The organism is Streptomyces sp. WAC05292, from assembly GCF_003949955.1.
GTDB lineage: Bacteria > Actinomycetota > Actinomycetes > Streptomycetales > Streptomycetaceae > Streptomyces > Streptomyces globosus.
Genome location: NZ_RPSE01000041.1, coordinates 1 through 13,272, shown reverse-complemented (window position 1 = coordinate 13,272; position 13,272 = coordinate 1). Strand labels below are relative to the sequence as shown.

Below are 13,272 nucleotides of genomic sequence, written 5' to 3'. Positions count from 1 at the left end.
AGTGGTCGGCGCGTGTGCCGTGGCGGCCATTGCAGGAGGAATCATGTCCTCCAGTGCCTTCGGCACGGAGGACGGCGGCGACGGCCCGCAGGCCGCGCAGTCGGCGCCGCTGCCGGCGCCCGACGCGCATGCGGCGGACACCGCCCCGTCGCGCACCGACCACACCGCCTTCCGCGACGGCGTCATGCATCTCGACGCCGACACCGCGGCGCCCGCCGGAGCGGGCGGCTCGGCGAAGGCAGCCGCGGGTGCGGCCGCCCGGGCGGCGGCGGCCGCCGCTCCGCAGGGCGAAGGGTGGAAGCTGAGCGGGGCGACGAAGTGGCTGGCGACCGGCTACACGATCAAGTTCTACGACCAGAAGTCCGCGGACTGGCTGGGCCCGTACGTCAAGGCCACCGCGGCGGACCTCCAGCGGATCACGAACCTGCCGGTCACGGTCGACACCAAGCCGGTGGGCTGGGAGTACTCCCGCCCCAAGGGCGAGGTGATCCTGGGCGTCCTGCACCGCCCCTGCCTGCCGCCGGACGGCGACATCATGGGCAACACCGGCTGGAAGGTCGTCCGCGACGGCTCCGGCATGGCCAACCTCAGCTGCGGTTTCACCAGCTCCTCGGTGCCCGAGACGGTGACCAGCGGGCACGCGTACATCGACAGCGAGTTCTTCACCCCGCAGGGCAAGCCGACCGCCGCCATGGGCGAGACGTACATGCGCAACCACATCAGCCACGAGATCGGCCACACCCTGGGCCTGACGCACGCGAACCGCAGCATGGAGAGGAGCGACTGCGTCAAGGGCACCGACTCCGGCCAGTTCCCCGTCATGTGCTCGCCCGCGTACGCGTACCAGGACAAGCGGGCCGGGACGTACGTCCAGCAGTTCGACGTCCAGGGCTTCCGCAGGCTCGCCGCGGGCGCCGGCGCCGTGCTGTCCCCGCAGGGGAAGGTCTCCGGCATCGCCGGGAAGTGCCTCGACGTCAAGGGCGGCAAGGCGGCCAACGGTACGCAGATCCAGCTCTACACCTGCAACGGATCGGTCGCACAGTCCTGGATCCTCGGCAAGGACGGGACCTTCCGGGCCCTCGGCAAGTGCCTGGACGATTCGCGCAACGGCACCGCCAACGGCAACAAGATCCAGCTGTGGGACTGCAACGGCTCCGCCGCGCAGCGCTGGTCGGTGAACGCCAAGGGCCAGATCGTGCACGTCGCGTCGGGCAAGGTGCTCGACGTGAAGGGCGGCGCGACCGCGAACGGCACCGTCGTCCAGCTGTACACGGCGAACACCGGCAAGGGCCAGCTCTGGAAGGCTCCGAAGTAGCCCGGTCCCCCGCCGCTGCGGCTCAGCCCGGTAGCAGGGCGTCGACGACGTCGACGAGCAGGTCGCCGAGCGACCTGCCTCCCGTGCCGAACGCGGCGGCGAGGGCGTAGCCGACGGCGGCGTCCTGGGGCTGCGGGTCGGCGCCGGGCAGCCAGTCCGCGGCGACGGACCCGTCGCCGCGGGAGGTGAACTCCCCGAGGCGGCGGCCGTCCCGCAGGAACCTGCTGGCCGCCGCCGAACAGGGCACCAGGCGGTAGCGGCCTGCGTCGGCTCGGACGTCGACGCGGTAGGAGCGGCGGGGGATCCAGGCCCGGGCGGGGCGGATGCCGGCCGGACCGCCGTCCACGGTGAGGGTGAGGCGGGCGCCGTCGCGGGTGCCGATCGGCGCGTACCGGTTCGGCTTGGCACCGTCACCGCGGACCAGCCGTACCTCGGGCAGCGCCCCGCCGGCCACGACGACCGTGCCCCGGCCGGCGTCGAGGAGGACGTCGACGGGCCCGAAGCGCTCGTCCGCGACGGGCCCGGAGGGGCCGGCCGTACTGTCGCCGTTGAACGGCGGCTCCGCGTCGGAGAACGGCAGGGACGGATCGTGCATGGCGGTCTTCCTCGAAGCCGAAGGGACGGACGGGCCGCCCGGCCACTGCGCGCCCGGCACCCCCGACCATGATCGCCCACTCGGCGGACGCGTCGCACGCGGGACGGCCCGGCACCCGCGCCATGGGCGACGATGGTGCCCATGTCCGAACGATTCACGACCCGTGTCCTCGACCTCGCCACCGGGCGCACCGAGACCGTCACCGACCTGACCCGCCACTGCGAGCGCTTCCTCTCCGAAGCCGCAGCCGGCCGCGACGGCCTCCTGAACGTCTTCGTCCCGCACGCCACCGCCGGCATCGCCGTGATCGAGACGGGCGCCGGCAGCGACGACGACCTCCTCGAAGCCCTCCGCACCCTCCTCCCCGCCGACGACCGCTGGCGCCACCGCCACGGCTCCCCCGGCCACGGCCGCGACCACGTCCTCCCGGCCTTCGTCCCGCCCCACGCCACCCTGCCGGTCGTGGCGGGCCGCCTGGAACTCGGAACCTGGCAGTCGGTCTGCCTGGTCGACACCAACAAGGACAACCCCCAGCGCCAGGTGCGCCTTTCGTTCCTCGGCTGAATCGAGGAACAGTCGGACAACGACGGCGGCCCGCCGCCGCGACGGCGTAGGCTCCTGCCCGAGAGCGAGGGGGGACGATGTCCGACGACCGTAAGACGACTGTGCCCGTGTGGACGTTGGCGACCGCCGCAGTGCGCACGCCGGGGCTGCCCGCGGGCGAAGCGATGACGGCCGAGCGCCTGGGTGAGCTGCGGGGCGTACTGGCCGTTCTGGCGGACGAGCCGATCGTCACGCTGGAGGCTCATCCGCCGCCCGAGCGGGTCGATCGCAGCCGTGGCATTGCGCTCGATGTCGCCAGTCCTCTGGCGCAGCACCTGTCGGAGTTCGTCAGTCAGTCCGCGCGGAGTTCGCTCACGGTGGCCCGGGCAACCGCTTCCGGCGAGGGCCTGTACCGCATGGTGGTGCCGGCCAAGGTCGCGGCCGGGTTCGGGCAGGGCTGCATTCGGTCGATGGCTGCGCAGGGCGGCGGCGTCCACAGTGCCCTCGTGGACTCGACGGGCAGGATCGCCGCCCACGCGCGGTTCCTGCCGGTCGGCGGAGCAGCCGCGGCGGGCACGGTCGGCGGCGTGGGTGCCGCGGCGGCCGGCGGAGCGGCGCTGGCCGTGGCGGCTCCGCTCGTGCTCATGGCTGTGGCGGTGGGCGTGAGCGCGCACGCCGACCAGAAGCGTCAGCGGGCGATCGAGCACATCACGGAGCTGCTGGAGCAACTTCACGAGGGGAAGCTGGACGACGAGCACAGCGAACTCGACGGCTGCCGCGACGCGATCGACAAGGCCACTGCCATCCTGCTCGACCAGGGCAGCATCGGCTTCTCCCTGGGACTCGACTCCGCCGTTCACGCCATCAACACGGCACTGGGCAGGGCCGACCGCCGGCTTGCCCGGTGGCAGAGCGCGCTCGACGGGCTGCCCGAGGGCGAGGCCGTCGAACTCGCCACGCTGACCAAATCGTTCCCCGGCGTCGACGACCACGGCGGCACGTTCCGCGCCCACCTCGAACTGGCATCCCTGGCCGTCGCGCTGAAGCGGCGGGTGGTCGTCCTTCAGGCCGTAGAACATGCCCAGGGCAACCCCGACAATCCGTTCGAGAGCTTCACGCGGGCGCTCAAGCGCGACCAGCAGCGCCTCGACGAGCTGGAGTCGGGCATCGCCGGTGTCCTGGTGCGCCTGTCGGGGCTGGAGCTGGCACGCCCGAACGGGTTCCGGCCCGTGTTCACGACGGCGGAGGTCGACCGCCTCATGAACGCGGCGCACCGGCTGCACAAGTTGGGCGCCGGCGTCTCGCTCGACAGCCGTGCCAGGGACGTGACGATCGACATCGCCCGCCACAAGGACGGCTCGGTGGTGGTGTTCCCGGCCGTGCCCGCGTAGGGGCGGCCGTCGCCGTCGGTCCCTTTGCGGGCGGAGGACTGACGGTGCGTCGGATCCGCTTTACCCCAACCTGTTCGGGGCGGCAAGCGGTCTCACCCGAAGGGGTGGCGAACGGGTTGACCCGTCTGGTCGGTGGCGTGGCGTTCCCCTACGGTCGGGCCCCGGTCGTCGCTCCCGCGGTGCGGGGCGGCGGCGTGGGAGCAGGCCGGGAACGGGAGAGGACGGCACAGGGTGGTCATGCACGAGGACTGGACAGAAGGCGCGGTGTGCAGGACCGCCGACCCCGACGAGCTCTTCGTGCAGGGCGCGGCCCAGAACAAGGCCAAGTCGGTGTGCGGGAGCTGCCATGTCCGTACGGAGTGCCTGGCCTTCGCGCTCGACCAGCGGATCGACCACGGCATCTGGGGCGGGATGACCGAGCGGGAGCGGCGGGCCCTGTTGAAGCGGAGGCCGCTGGTGACGTCGTGGCGGCGGCTGTTGGAGGCCGCCCGGGAGGAGCACCACCGGCAGACGCGCCCCGCTGTGGTGCGGCAGGCCGGCTGACCGCTCCACCGCCGGGCCGGCTGTTCTGCGGCAGGCTCCCGCACGAGCCCGCCCCCGCACCGGTGATGGTCGATCCCGACGGGTGGCGCCTGACCGGGCTGTTCGACTTCGAGCCCGCCATGATCGGAGACCGGGCCTACGACTTCGTCGGCGTCGGCGTGTTCGTCACCCGCGGCGATCCGAAGCTGCTGGCCCGGCTGTCCGCCGCGTACGGGCACGCCTTCGAGCCGGAGGTGCTGCTCGCCTACACGCTGCTGCACGTGTACAGCAACCTCCCCTGGTACATGCGGGAGCTGGGCGTACCCGCCCTGCGGACGCTGCCGGCGCTCGCCGAGGCGTGGTTCGGCTCGGGCGCCGCGTAAGGCTGCCGGGAGGGGGGCTCAGTCCGCGGTGAGCCGTCCGCTCATCCAGGCGAGGGCCGGGGGCACCTCCCGGCGCCACGTCTTGAAGTTGTGGCCGCCGCTGTCGAGGATGATGGACGAGACCCGGGCGGGCGCCTTGACCTTCGCGACGAACTCGGTCGTCTCCTTGTAATTGGGCTCGCCCGTCAGCGACGAGGTCACCAGGAACGACGAGGCGCCCTGGGGCCGGTTGTCGAGGTGCCACAGGAGGTCGGACCGCTTCTCCTCGTCCTTGTTCCCCTGGAAGAGGTCGCCGGACTCGCGGTCGATCTCCGGCCGGTACTCCGCGGACAGGCCGACGCCGACGGAGAAGGACTCGGGGTGCTGGACGGCCATCTTCAGGGCGCAGTAGCCGCCGGTCGAGTTGCCGATGACGCCCCAGTTGCGGGCCGAGGTGCCGACGCGGTAGGTGGCCGCCACCGCCTTGACGAGGTCGGTGCCGTAGAAGGTCTCGCTCTGCGGGCCGCCGGGGACGTCGACGCACTGGGTGTTCGCGGCGGCGATGGTGGGCCGCATCATGACCAGCACCATGGGCTGCGCCTTCTTCTGCTTCGCGAGCTTCCACGCCGTCTGGGGGTACTCGAGCTTCTTCATGAGGTTCTCGGCCATGCCGGGGAAGCCCGTCAGGACGACGGCCGCCGGGAACCTGCGCTGCTCGGCGCCCTTCGCGAAGTACTCCGGCGGCAGGTACACGTACGCGGGGGCCGCCGTGCGGGAGCGCTCGCCGTGGACGACCACCTTCTCGATCACACCGCCCACGCGGGGGTCCGCGCCGCCGGGGACCGCCGGCGCCTTGCGGCCGAGGACCTGTACGGCGGCTCCGCCGGGGGAGGCCGCCACCTGCTGCTTGGCGCCGACGAGGTCGGACCAGGAGTCGTAGAACAGGAAGGTCCGGTTCGATACGAGACCGACCGAGGCGAGTACGCACACCTGGGCGAGGAGGAGGATGCCGATCCGCGCGATCACCCGCCCCGGGCCGCGCCCCCCGAGGCGCGGCCACTGCCACACCGTCACCGCGCCCAGCAGGAGCGTGGCCAGCACCACGCACGCCAGCAACGTGTCACTCGTCAGACCCATGGACCGGGATCACCCTCTGCCGTGCCGCCCGGCTCCGCCGCGCGGTCCGGGGCACACCGTCGCCCGATGTGCACCGGTCAAGAGGGTGGAACGCGGCCCGGCGTTCCCTCCGGGGCCGGGAAATCCGGGGCGGGCGTGGCGCGGCCAGGGCCGCGCGGCCGGTCAGCCGCCCTTGAGGCGGCGGGTGACCTCCTCGCTGATGCGGCGGTGCAGTTCGGCCAGTTGCCCGGGGGTGTACGCGGTCAGGTCGCCGAGGTCGGGCGGCCCGGCTCCCTGCTCCTTGCGCTTGCCCTCCTCGCGGCGGGCGAGCTCCTGCTCCTCGGGGGAGCCCGGGGCGGCGTGCGCACAGCGGATGAGCGTGCCGTCGGCGCTCTTCAGGCAGGTGGCCTCGCGTCCGCCGACCTGGCCGCGGCCCTCCACGCGGTAGCGGATGTTCTGCTCGCTGCCGACGGTCGCGGTCCAGGTGGTGCCGCCGGTGGGCACCACCTCGAACACCCGGTCGTCGTTGTAGCAGCAGACGTCCCGGTACTCCGCCTTGACGAGCGCGACGATCGCGGCGGGCGAGGACCAGGTCGGGTCGAGCCGGTGCACCGTCAGCGGGGCGAGCCCGCCGCCGCGGTGCCGGGTCGGCACCGCGGAGACGGCCACGACGGAACTGGCCTCGCCCTGAGGTGTGAGCGGGGTCACGTACGAGCTGCTGCCGCTGCCGTCGCGGTGGCGCAGGGCGAACTCGGATTCGTTTCCTGCGTTGGCCCCGTCCTCGGAGGCGTCCCAGCCGCTGCGCTCGAACCACCAGTCGGTGAAGCCTCCGACTGCGGCGGTCGCCTCGCGTTGCCGGGCGGCGAGGCTCAGCGGATAGGAGGGGCCCGGCACCGCCTGCGTGTCGGCGGTGACGGTGAGCCGGCCGGTGTGGCCGTCGTACAGGGCGAGGCCGGCGGGGCGTTCGGTGACGACGAGGAGCCCGGTCTGGCGTTTGAGGGGGACGGCCACGACGGGCCGGTCGCCGTTGCAGACGACGTACGCGTCGTCCGCGTCGAAGCGGACCCAGCGCTTCTGTGCGGCGATCTTGCGGCCGAGGTTGTGGTGGAACCAGCCGCCGATCCGCGCGTCGGCCGCCTCCACGTCGAACCGGCAGCGCTGCTGGGATCGGCTGGTGCCGCCGAGCGGTACGTCCTGCACCAGGCCGACCTCGTATCCGGCGAGCCAGCCGCGCCGCTCGACGAGGGTGGCGAACCGGTCGGAGTCGGGCAGGTAGCTGATGTCGGCGATCTCGCCGGTGACGTCCCCCAGGTGCGGGGCGGCCTGCGCCTTGCCGACGACGTACGGGGCGCGGGCCGCCAGCTCCGGCACCGGCCCGGTCACGACGCGGGTGGCGGCCATGTAGGCGCGGTCCTGGAGGTAGGCGCCGTAGACCATCCAGGCGAAGGTGAGGGCGATCCCCGCGACGGCGCCGAGGCAGCCGAGGACCCTGGCCGCGCCGCTCCCGCCGCGGCGATCCGCGCGGCCCCGGCGCAGCATGCCGACGAGGCCGACGAGCAGTGCCAGTGCCCCGGCCAGTACGGGCACGGCCAGCCAGGAGAGGGCCTTGCGCAGCTCCCACAGGGCGATCGTGCTGTAGTACGGGGCGTACCAGGGGGAGAGGAGCACGAGGACCGCGGCTGCCGCGGGTATGCCGATGCGCAGGATCCGGTCCATCCGTGCCCTCCCCCAAGCCGGTGTGGACCCCAGTGTGGACCCGGGGACCGGCGTTTGTCAGGACGGGCGGACGACGGGGCGGTCAGTCGCGCAGGACCTTCGTCAGCAGGGAGCCGGCGATGATCAGGGCAGCGCCGATCCACCACGGGTCGTCGAGGATGAGCACGGCGATGCCGAGGGGGACGAGGAGCGCCGCGAGCGGCAGCAGGAAGCTCGCCGTGGAGGGCGGGTCGGGGCCGGGCAGTCCGGCGTCCCGGCGGGCGCGGGCGCGCGCGACGTCGGGGTACCAGGCGGTGAACTTCAGGGCGGCGACGATGGCGATGATCTGGATGATCCAGCCGGTCCAGATGTTGTCCGGGTTGTGGAGGACGAGGTCCCCGAAGGCTCCGGCGAGGGCGGCGACCAGGAAGGCGAGCCCCCACGCCCCCGTGATGACGTAGTTGGTGCGCAGGAAGCCGGGGGTGTGCCAGATCGAGGGGTCGACCTGCTCGCGCGCGTACTGGAGGGTGAAGGGCACGCGGACGGCCATCGAGCCGAAGGCGATGAGCGCGAGGGCGATGTTCGCCACCTCGCCGGCGTACGTCTCCAGCCAGCGGAGGGTGTCGGGGCCGGCCAGGGCTCCGACAATCGCCATGCCGGCGAAGAAGACGACGTCGGCGAGTTCGAGGAGCTTCCAGGAACTGCCCGGGCGGGCGAGGCGGCCGAGGAGGACGAGGGCCACGGCGGCGGCCAGTGCGGTGGCGACCGCGACCTCGAACCGGCCGGGCCCGACCAGCAGGGAGAAGATGATCCACGGCGCCATGCCGACGACGGGGCTCTCCAGGAGCCCGCGCAGGGCCGAGGTTGCCGTGGTGCGCCCCTCGGTGCTCACCCTTCCAGGGTGGGCCCGTTCGGCCCGCCGAGCCACTCGTGCGCGGCCCGCACCACGGGAGGAGCATGGGAGGCGAGGCCGCTCGCCGCGGCCGGACACCCAGCCGGAAGGAAGGGATGCGCCATGCTGGCGGACAGCAAGGCGTTCAGCGGCTTCTCGGTGCGGCGGATCGCCGACGTCCGGGAGTTCTACGCCTCGACGCTCGGACTGCGCGTCTCGGGAGACGACGAGATGCTCACCCTGCACCTCGGCGGGGGCGGTGAGGTCCTCGTGTACCCGAAGGAGGGCCACGAGCCGGCCACGTTCACCGTGCTGAACTTCCCGGTGCCGGACATCGACAAGGCGGTCGACGCGCTGGCCGCCCGCGGCGTCGTCTTCGAGCGCTACGAGGAGTTCGAGCACGACGGGAAGGGCATCGTCCGGGACGCCGGGGGACCGGCCATCGCCTGGTTCAAGGACCCCGCGGGCAACGTCCTGTCGGTCCTGACGCCGCCCTGACCCCGCTCCCCGCGTGCGCTCACCCGTACGGCCGCATCCTGGCGTGTCCCCGGCACGGGGGCTGCGGGCGGCCGGATAGTCGGGGCTGCGGGCGCCGCAGCGGCGGCCGCGTCCCTGGCGGAACGAGGCGAGCGGGTGAGGCGGTTGAGGCGGTTGAGGCCGATGGTCAGGCGTGCGGTGGCGGTGTCCGCGGTGGTGGCGGGCGTGGCGGCCGGGACGGGCGGTTGGACGGCGGGGGCCGTCGCGAACGGACAGGAGGGCCCGGCGCCGCAGCGGTCGGCCGCCGTGCGGGCCGCGTACCCGAAGGGCGTGGTCGTCTCCCGGTCCGGCGTCCGCGTGCGGGCGAAGCCCACGGTGTATTCGGACGTCGTCAAGACGCTGCGCCATGAGCAGGTGGTGTACCTGGTGTGCCAGCAGCGCGGCGGCTGGGTGGAGGGCAATCCGGTCTGGTACCGGCTCCACGGGGTGAACGGCTGGGTGTCCGCCCGCTACGTGCACGACCTGCAGCCCGTACGGGCCTGTTGACCGGCGGTTCCCGGCCGCCGCGCCGTGGCGGCCGGGGATGCGGGGGGGTGTGGATCAGAACGCGAAGACGGCGTTGCCGTTCAGGTTCGCGGCCATGGAGCAGGAGTTGCCGAAGGTGTGCTTCCAGGAGACGCGGCTGCCCTGCCAGACGCCGTCAGCGGTGACCGTGACCGGGTCGTAGTGCATGGGGCACGCGCGGTTCGGGTCCGGGGCGGCGAGCAGGCGGTCGAAGGTGCCGTCGGTCGACTTCAGCGCCTCACAGGCGGCCTCGGGGTCGGGGTGGGTGCCCTGGGCGCTCGGGGCGCAGCTGAGGGTGGTCGCCCGGACGACGGTGCTGTTGGCGTCGTCCCCCTTGGCGACGGAGAAGACCAGGGCGGACGGGGCGTACAGGCTTGCGGGCTGTGCCTCCGCCATGCCCGTGGCGCCGGCCAGGCACAGGAGGGCAGCGGCGGATACGGCAGCGAAGCGGTGACGCACGACAGGACTCGCTTTCGATTCGAAGGTTGAGCGCGATACTTTCTTGCGATATCGCTCTCTGACACCGGCGAGTCTGTCGGGTGTGAAGGGCGACCGCACATCGATCGCCGATTTACGGACACTGCGTTCGGATACCGGATATCCGAAGGGGTGTTCGCCCAGCTCACGCCCCGTCCGGCGACCCGATGGCGTTCCGTGCCCGCCCGCCAACGGACGGTGAGCGATCCGCTGACGTGCACTTCCGAGGCACCAGGCCGGACGACAGCCACCCGGGCTTCATCGAACGGCCATTCAGCTTGACCGGATCCCTACGCTCCCGTGCCCCGCCGCGCGCGTCCCAACCGGCGAAGCGGGGCGGTCGCGGCAGAAGGTGCGCGGCGCGCGGCGGCCCCACGCGCCCGCGGCGGACCGGTGCACCCCGGGGGCGCTGCCGCCGCCTATGCTGCCCGCATGCCAAAGGGAACACGCGTACGCCGGACACGGACAACTCCGCTTCGCGACATGGGCGGACACGCCGTGGACGGGCAGCGGCTGGTCCGGATCACGCTCGCTCTCATGCTCTACGGATGGGCAGCGGCCGCCGGGGTGTTCGTCCTGGGACGGGCGCACGCGGTCTGGGCCGCCGTGCCGTTCATCACGGTGACGTTCACGGGGCTGGGCTTCGCCCTGGCCCTGGTGCTGCTGCACCGGGCGACGTGGACCGCCCTCCTCTCGCTCGCCGGCACGGCGGCCATGGTGGCGGGCGCGGCGAACGGCAGCGTCACGCCGCTGATCTGCGGCGCGGCCGTGTGGTCCGCGCTGGCCGCGGTGGCGGGCCGCCGCGGCCACCACAGGCGCCGCCGCGGCATCAAGGCCCCCTGGTGGGACAACCTCGTCTGACGAGGAGGCGGACGCCCCGGCGGTTCTCCCCCTTCCGCCGCCGGTCGGCCGTACTGTCGAAGGGTTCCCGAGGAGGGCTGCCGATGCGCAAGGTGACGTACTCGATGAACGTCTCGCTGGACGGCTACATCGTCGGGCCGGACGGCCGCTTCGACTGGACGCCCCCGCACGCGGACGTCTTCCGCTTCTGGATCGACGAGATCAGGGGGGTGGACGTCCACCTGCTGGGCCGCCGCCTGTACGAGACGATGCTCTACTGGGAGACCGTCGACGCCTCGTCGCTCGGCGAGGCGGAACGCGAGTGGGTGTCGCTCTGGAACCCGCTGCCGAAGGTCGTGTTCTCCACGACACTCACCGACGTCCAGGGCCGTGCCCGCCTGGCCGCGGGCAGCCCCGCCGAGGAGATCGAACGCCTGAGGGCGGAACCGGGAAGCGGGGAGATCGCGATCGGCGGTGCGACGCTCGCCGCCCAGGCGGCCGCCTCGGACCTGATCGACGAGTACCGGGCCATGGTGTACCCGGTCCTCGTGGGCGGCGGCATTCCGTTCTTCCCGCGGGCCGAGCAGCGAGTGGACCTCACGCCGGCGGAGACCCGCACCTTCCCCTCGGGCGTCGTCTACCTGGCCTACCGCGTGGCACGCCGCGCACCCTAGCCGCCCGTGGCCGAGAAGTGCTGGTAGTCCGGGTTGGGCCAGCGGCCGCCCCAGGCCCAGCCGATCTCCCCGAACGCGCGGGACACCGCGTCCCCCGGCCGGATCATGCCGGGGACGGACCGGTCGCGGCGCAGGTTGGCGCGGCCCGCGGCCGGGTGGACGGTGCCGCTGCGGTCCACGTACGGGTTCTCGACGGGGTTGATGTCGACGGCGTCCCCGTAGGCGTGTTGGGATCTCCGGCCCGGATCGCCCGTCACGGGACGGCAGTTGAACGCCGAGGTGTTGTCGTCGGCCATGGATCTGCCGTCGTCGCCGCCGTACGCCGAGGCCGGCTGCATGCGGCGGATCGGGAACCGCGCCGCGAACACCTTGCCGAAGGCGCCGAGCAGCGGCCCGACGGCGTCCTCGTGCACGACGAGCGCGCCGCGGTGGACCTTGCCGTCGAAGCCCCAGTGGTTCATCCGGATCAGCCGCAGCCGCTCCGGGCCCACGGGGCAGCCCTCGCGGTAGGTGGCGCCGAGCGCCTCGGCGGGGACGGGCATCACTTCGGCGGCCAGCGAGGGCGCGGCCGCCCGTGCGGCACGCACGGGCGGCAGGGCGGGCGTCGCGGCCGGCGGCGCGGATGCCGCGAGGACGGCACCGAACGCGAGGGCCGCGGTGACGGCCATGGGTATGGGTCGCACGCGTTCACCGTAGGCACACCCCGACTCCCCCGCACGCCGCGAGGGCCACACGGGCCAGGGGCGGGCGCCGGCGCCCCCGCCCGGCTACCGTCGGACGGGTGGACCTGCTGCTGATGTCCGACACCCACCTCCCCGTACGGGCCAAGGCCCTCCCCCCGCGGCTGCTCGACCTGGTGCCCCGTGCGGACGTCGTCGTCCACGCGGGCGACTGGGTCGACGAGGCGACCCTCGACCTCCTGGAGGCCCGCGCCCGCCGCCTCGTCGCCGTCTTCGGCAACAACGACGGCCCCGGCCTGCGCGCCCGCCTCCCGGAGGTGGCGTACGCGGACCTCGGCGGCCTGCGCCTCGGCGTGGTCCACGAGACGGGGCCGGCCAACGGCCGCGAGCGGCGCTGCGCCGAACGCTTCCCGGACCTGGACGTCCTGGTCTTCGGCCACAGCCACATCCCGTGGGACTCCACGGCCGAGGGCCGGCTCCGCCTGCTGAACCCGGGCTCCCCCACGGACCGCCGGCGCCAACCGCACTGCACGTTCATGACGGCCCGCGTCGTCGCCTCCCGGCTCACCGGCGTACGCCTCCACACGCTCCCTCCGCGCACGCACGGGTGAGCGCCGACCCGCGGCCCCGCAGCGCGCGGAGACGTACGGCGGGGGCTTGCCGATCCGCGGACGCGCCGCCCCCTCCCCGCATATGCTCCCGCTGGCACGACGCCGCTCCGGCGCAGCGCGCGTCCGGAGACCGAACGCCGACGTAAGGGGACCGCCCCGTGAGTGTCCGCATCCAGCCCTCCTCCCAGGTCGACGAGACCGCCGACCTCGGGGAGGGCACCACCGTCTGGGACCTGGCGCAGATACGGGAGGAGGCACGGCTCGGCCGGGGGTGCGTCGTCGGCCGCGGAGCCTACGTCGGCCCGGGCGTGCGCATCGGCGACAACGTGAAGCTGCAGAACCACGCGCTGGTGTACGAGCCCGCCGTCCTCGGGGACGGGGTGTTCATCGGCCCGGCCGCGGTGCTGACCAACGACTTCTACCCCAGGGCGGTGGACCCCGAGGGGCGGCTCAAGCGGGGCGGCGACTGGGAGGCCGCCGGGGTCGTGGTCGAGGAGGGGGCTTCACTGGGGGCCCGG

The 13,272-nt window shown here is 73.3% G+C and carries 16 protein-coding genes and 1 pseudogene; 11 read left to right on the top strand and 6 right to left on the bottom strand.

The genetic code is table 11. The annotated features are described in order from the left end of the window. Window positions 1-43 precede the first annotated feature (43 nt). Window positions 44-1,315, top strand: coding sequence for a ricin-type beta-trefoil lectin domain protein (locus EF903_RS07855; protein WP_125542255.1), 1,272 nt, complete (start codon window positions 44-46; stop codon window positions 1,313-1,315). A 22-nt stretch (window positions 1,316-1,337) separates the two neighbouring features. On the opposite strand, the gene EF903_RS07850 is transcribed toward EF903_RS07855, so the two are convergent. Beyond that, a complete protein-coding gene (locus tag EF903_RS07850) occupies window positions 1,338-1,910 on the bottom strand; it encodes a hypothetical protein (RefSeq protein ID WP_185902566.1) in 573 nt (190 codons plus the stop codon). A 141-nt stretch (window positions 1,911-2,051) separates the two neighbouring features. Between EF903_RS07850 and EF903_RS07845 the strand changes: the two genes are divergently transcribed. From EF903_RS07845 to EF903_RS07830, 4 genes and pseudogenes are all read left to right on the top strand, one after another. After that, a complete protein-coding gene (locus tag EF903_RS07845) occupies window positions 2,052-2,474 on the top strand; it encodes a secondary thiamine-phosphate synthase enzyme YjbQ (RefSeq protein ID WP_125542254.1) in 423 nt (140 codons plus the stop codon). A gap of 77 nt (window positions 2,475-2,551) precedes the next feature. Beyond that, window positions 2,552-3,844 carry a hypothetical protein gene (locus EF903_RS07840; protein WP_125542252.1) on the top strand — a complete coding sequence of 431 codons (1,293 nt, stop codon included), beginning with the start codon at window positions 2,552-2,554 and terminating at the stop codon, window positions 3,842-3,844. 237 nt (window positions 3,845-4,081) lie between these two features. Continuing rightward, entirely contained in the window at window positions 4,082-4,387 is a 306-nt protein-coding gene (locus tag EF903_RS07835; RefSeq protein WP_125542287.1) for a WhiB family transcriptional regulator, read from the top strand. A gap of 65 nt (window positions 4,388-4,452) precedes the next feature. Further along, window positions 4,453-4,749 (top strand): annotated as a pseudogene (locus EF903_RS07830) (phosphotransferase); the annotation flags it as partial. 18 nt (window positions 4,750-4,767) lie between these two features. Here EF903_RS07830 and EF903_RS07825 read toward each other — a convergent pair. The 3 genes from EF903_RS07825 to EF903_RS07815 all read right to left on the bottom strand — a co-directional run bounded on the left by EF903_RS07825 (window position 4,768) and on the right by EF903_RS07815 (window position 8,431). Further along, window positions 4,768-5,865 carry an esterase family protein gene (locus EF903_RS07825; protein ID WP_125542250.1) on the bottom strand — a complete coding sequence of 366 codons (1,098 nt, stop codon included), beginning with the start codon at window positions 5,863-5,865 and terminating at the stop codon, window positions 4,768-4,770. Between the two features lie 162 nt (window positions 5,866-6,027). After that, the gene (locus tag EF903_RS07820) at window positions 6,028-7,560 is read right to left on the bottom strand and encodes a hypothetical protein (RefSeq protein ID WP_125542248.1); all 1,533 of its coding nucleotides are present in this window, start codon (window positions 7,558-7,560) and stop codon (window positions 6,028-6,030) included. Window positions 7,561-7,642: 82 nt separating this feature from the next. After that, on the bottom strand, window positions 7,643-8,431 hold the full coding sequence (locus tag EF903_RS07815; RefSeq protein WP_125542246.1) for a hypothetical protein: 789 nt from the start codon (window positions 8,429-8,431) through the stop codon (window positions 7,643-7,645). A 123-nt stretch (window positions 8,432-8,554) separates the two neighbouring features. On the opposite strand from EF903_RS07815, the gene EF903_RS07810 reads away from it, so the two are divergent. Continuing rightward, window positions 8,555-8,929, top strand: coding sequence for a VOC family protein (locus EF903_RS07810; protein WP_125542244.1), 375 nt, complete (start codon window positions 8,555-8,557; stop codon window positions 8,927-8,929). 162 nt (window positions 8,930-9,091) lie between these two features. After that, window positions 9,092-9,454: an SH3 domain-containing protein gene (locus EF903_RS07805; protein WP_125542242.1), complete on the top strand. Its 363-nt coding sequence runs from the start codon at window positions 9,092-9,094 to the stop codon at window positions 9,452-9,454. Window positions 9,455-9,508: 54 nt separating this feature from the next. On the opposite strand, the gene EF903_RS07800 is transcribed toward EF903_RS07805, so the two are convergent. Beyond that, the gene (locus EF903_RS07800) at window positions 9,509-9,868 is read right to left on the bottom strand and encodes a subtilase-type protease inhibitor (RefSeq protein WP_125542286.1); all 360 of its coding nucleotides are present in this window, start codon (window positions 9,866-9,868) and stop codon (window positions 9,509-9,511) included. 564 nt (window positions 9,869-10,432) lie between these two features. Here EF903_RS07800 and EF903_RS07795 point away from each other — a divergent pair. After that, window positions 10,433-10,810, top strand: coding sequence for a hypothetical protein (locus tag EF903_RS07795; protein WP_125542240.1), 378 nt, complete (start codon window positions 10,433-10,435; stop codon window positions 10,808-10,810). 83 nt (window positions 10,811-10,893) lie between these two features. Beyond that, window positions 10,894-11,463 (top strand): dihydrofolate reductase family protein, encoded by a 570-nt coding sequence (locus tag EF903_RS07790; protein WP_125542238.1) that lies wholly within the window; start codon window positions 10,894-10,896, stop codon window positions 11,461-11,463. Here EF903_RS07790 and EF903_RS07785 read toward each other — a convergent pair. After that, window positions 11,460-12,146 (bottom strand): M15 family metallopeptidase, encoded by a 687-nt coding sequence (locus tag EF903_RS07785; protein WP_260614940.1) that lies wholly within the window; start codon window positions 12,144-12,146, stop codon window positions 11,460-11,462. The two genes, EF903_RS07790 and EF903_RS07785, sit on opposite strands and share 4 nt — an antisense overlap. A gap of 98 nt (window positions 12,147-12,244) precedes the next feature. Between EF903_RS07785 and EF903_RS07780 the strand changes: the two genes are divergently transcribed. Further along, window positions 12,245-12,754: a metallophosphoesterase gene (locus EF903_RS07780; protein ID WP_125542236.1), complete on the top strand. Its 510-nt coding sequence runs from the start codon at window positions 12,245-12,247 to the stop codon at window positions 12,752-12,754. 158 nt (window positions 12,755-12,912) lie between these two features. Continuing rightward, the coding region (locus EF903_RS07775) for a DapH/DapD/GlmU-related protein (RefSeq protein ID WP_312845895.1) at window positions 12,913-13,272 on the top strand (360 nt) is incomplete at its 3' end.

What these genes read in the sequence shown, in the direction of transcription:
- EF903_RS07855 (WP_125542255.1), top strand. Translation starts at nt 44, where the DNA reads ATGTCCTCCAGTGCCTTCGGCACGGAGGACGGCGGCGACGGCCCGCAG.
- EF903_RS07850 (WP_185902566.1), bottom strand. Translation starts at nt 1,910, where the DNA reads ATGCACGATCCGTCCCTGCCGTTCTCCGACGCGGAGCCGCCGTTCAAC.
- EF903_RS07845 (WP_125542254.1), top strand. Translation starts at nt 2,052, where the DNA reads ATGTCCGAACGATTCACGACCCGTGTCCTCGACCTCGCCACCGGGCGC.
- EF903_RS07840 (WP_125542252.1), top strand. Translation starts at nt 2,552, where the DNA reads ATGTCCGACGACCGTAAGACGACTGTGCCCGTGTGGACGTTGGCGACC.
- EF903_RS07835 (WP_125542287.1), top strand. Translation starts at nt 4,082, where the DNA reads ATGCACGAGGACTGGACAGAAGGCGCGGTGTGCAGGACCGCCGACCCC.
- EF903_RS07825 (WP_125542250.1), bottom strand. Translation starts at nt 5,865, where the DNA reads ATGGGTCTGACGAGTGACACGTTGCTGGCGTGCGTGGTGCTGGCCACG.
- EF903_RS07820 (WP_125542248.1), bottom strand. Translation starts at nt 7,560, where the DNA reads ATGGACCGGATCCTGCGCATCGGCATACCCGCGGCAGCCGCGGTCCTC.
- EF903_RS07810 (WP_125542244.1), top strand. Translation starts at nt 8,555, where the DNA reads ATGCTGGCGGACAGCAAGGCGTTCAGCGGCTTCTCGGTGCGGCGGATC.
- EF903_RS07805 (WP_125542242.1), top strand. Translation starts at nt 9,092, where the DNA reads ATGGTCAGGCGTGCGGTGGCGGTGTCCGCGGTGGTGGCGGGCGTGGCG.
- EF903_RS07800 (WP_125542286.1), bottom strand. Translation starts at nt 9,868, where the DNA reads ATGGCGGAGGCACAGCCCGCAAGCCTGTACGCCCCGTCCGCCCTGGTC.
- EF903_RS07795 (WP_125542240.1), top strand. Translation starts at nt 10,433, where the DNA reads ATGGGCGGACACGCCGTGGACGGGCAGCGGCTGGTCCGGATCACGCTC.
- EF903_RS07790 (WP_125542238.1), top strand. Translation starts at nt 10,894, where the DNA reads ATGCGCAAGGTGACGTACTCGATGAACGTCTCGCTGGACGGCTACATC.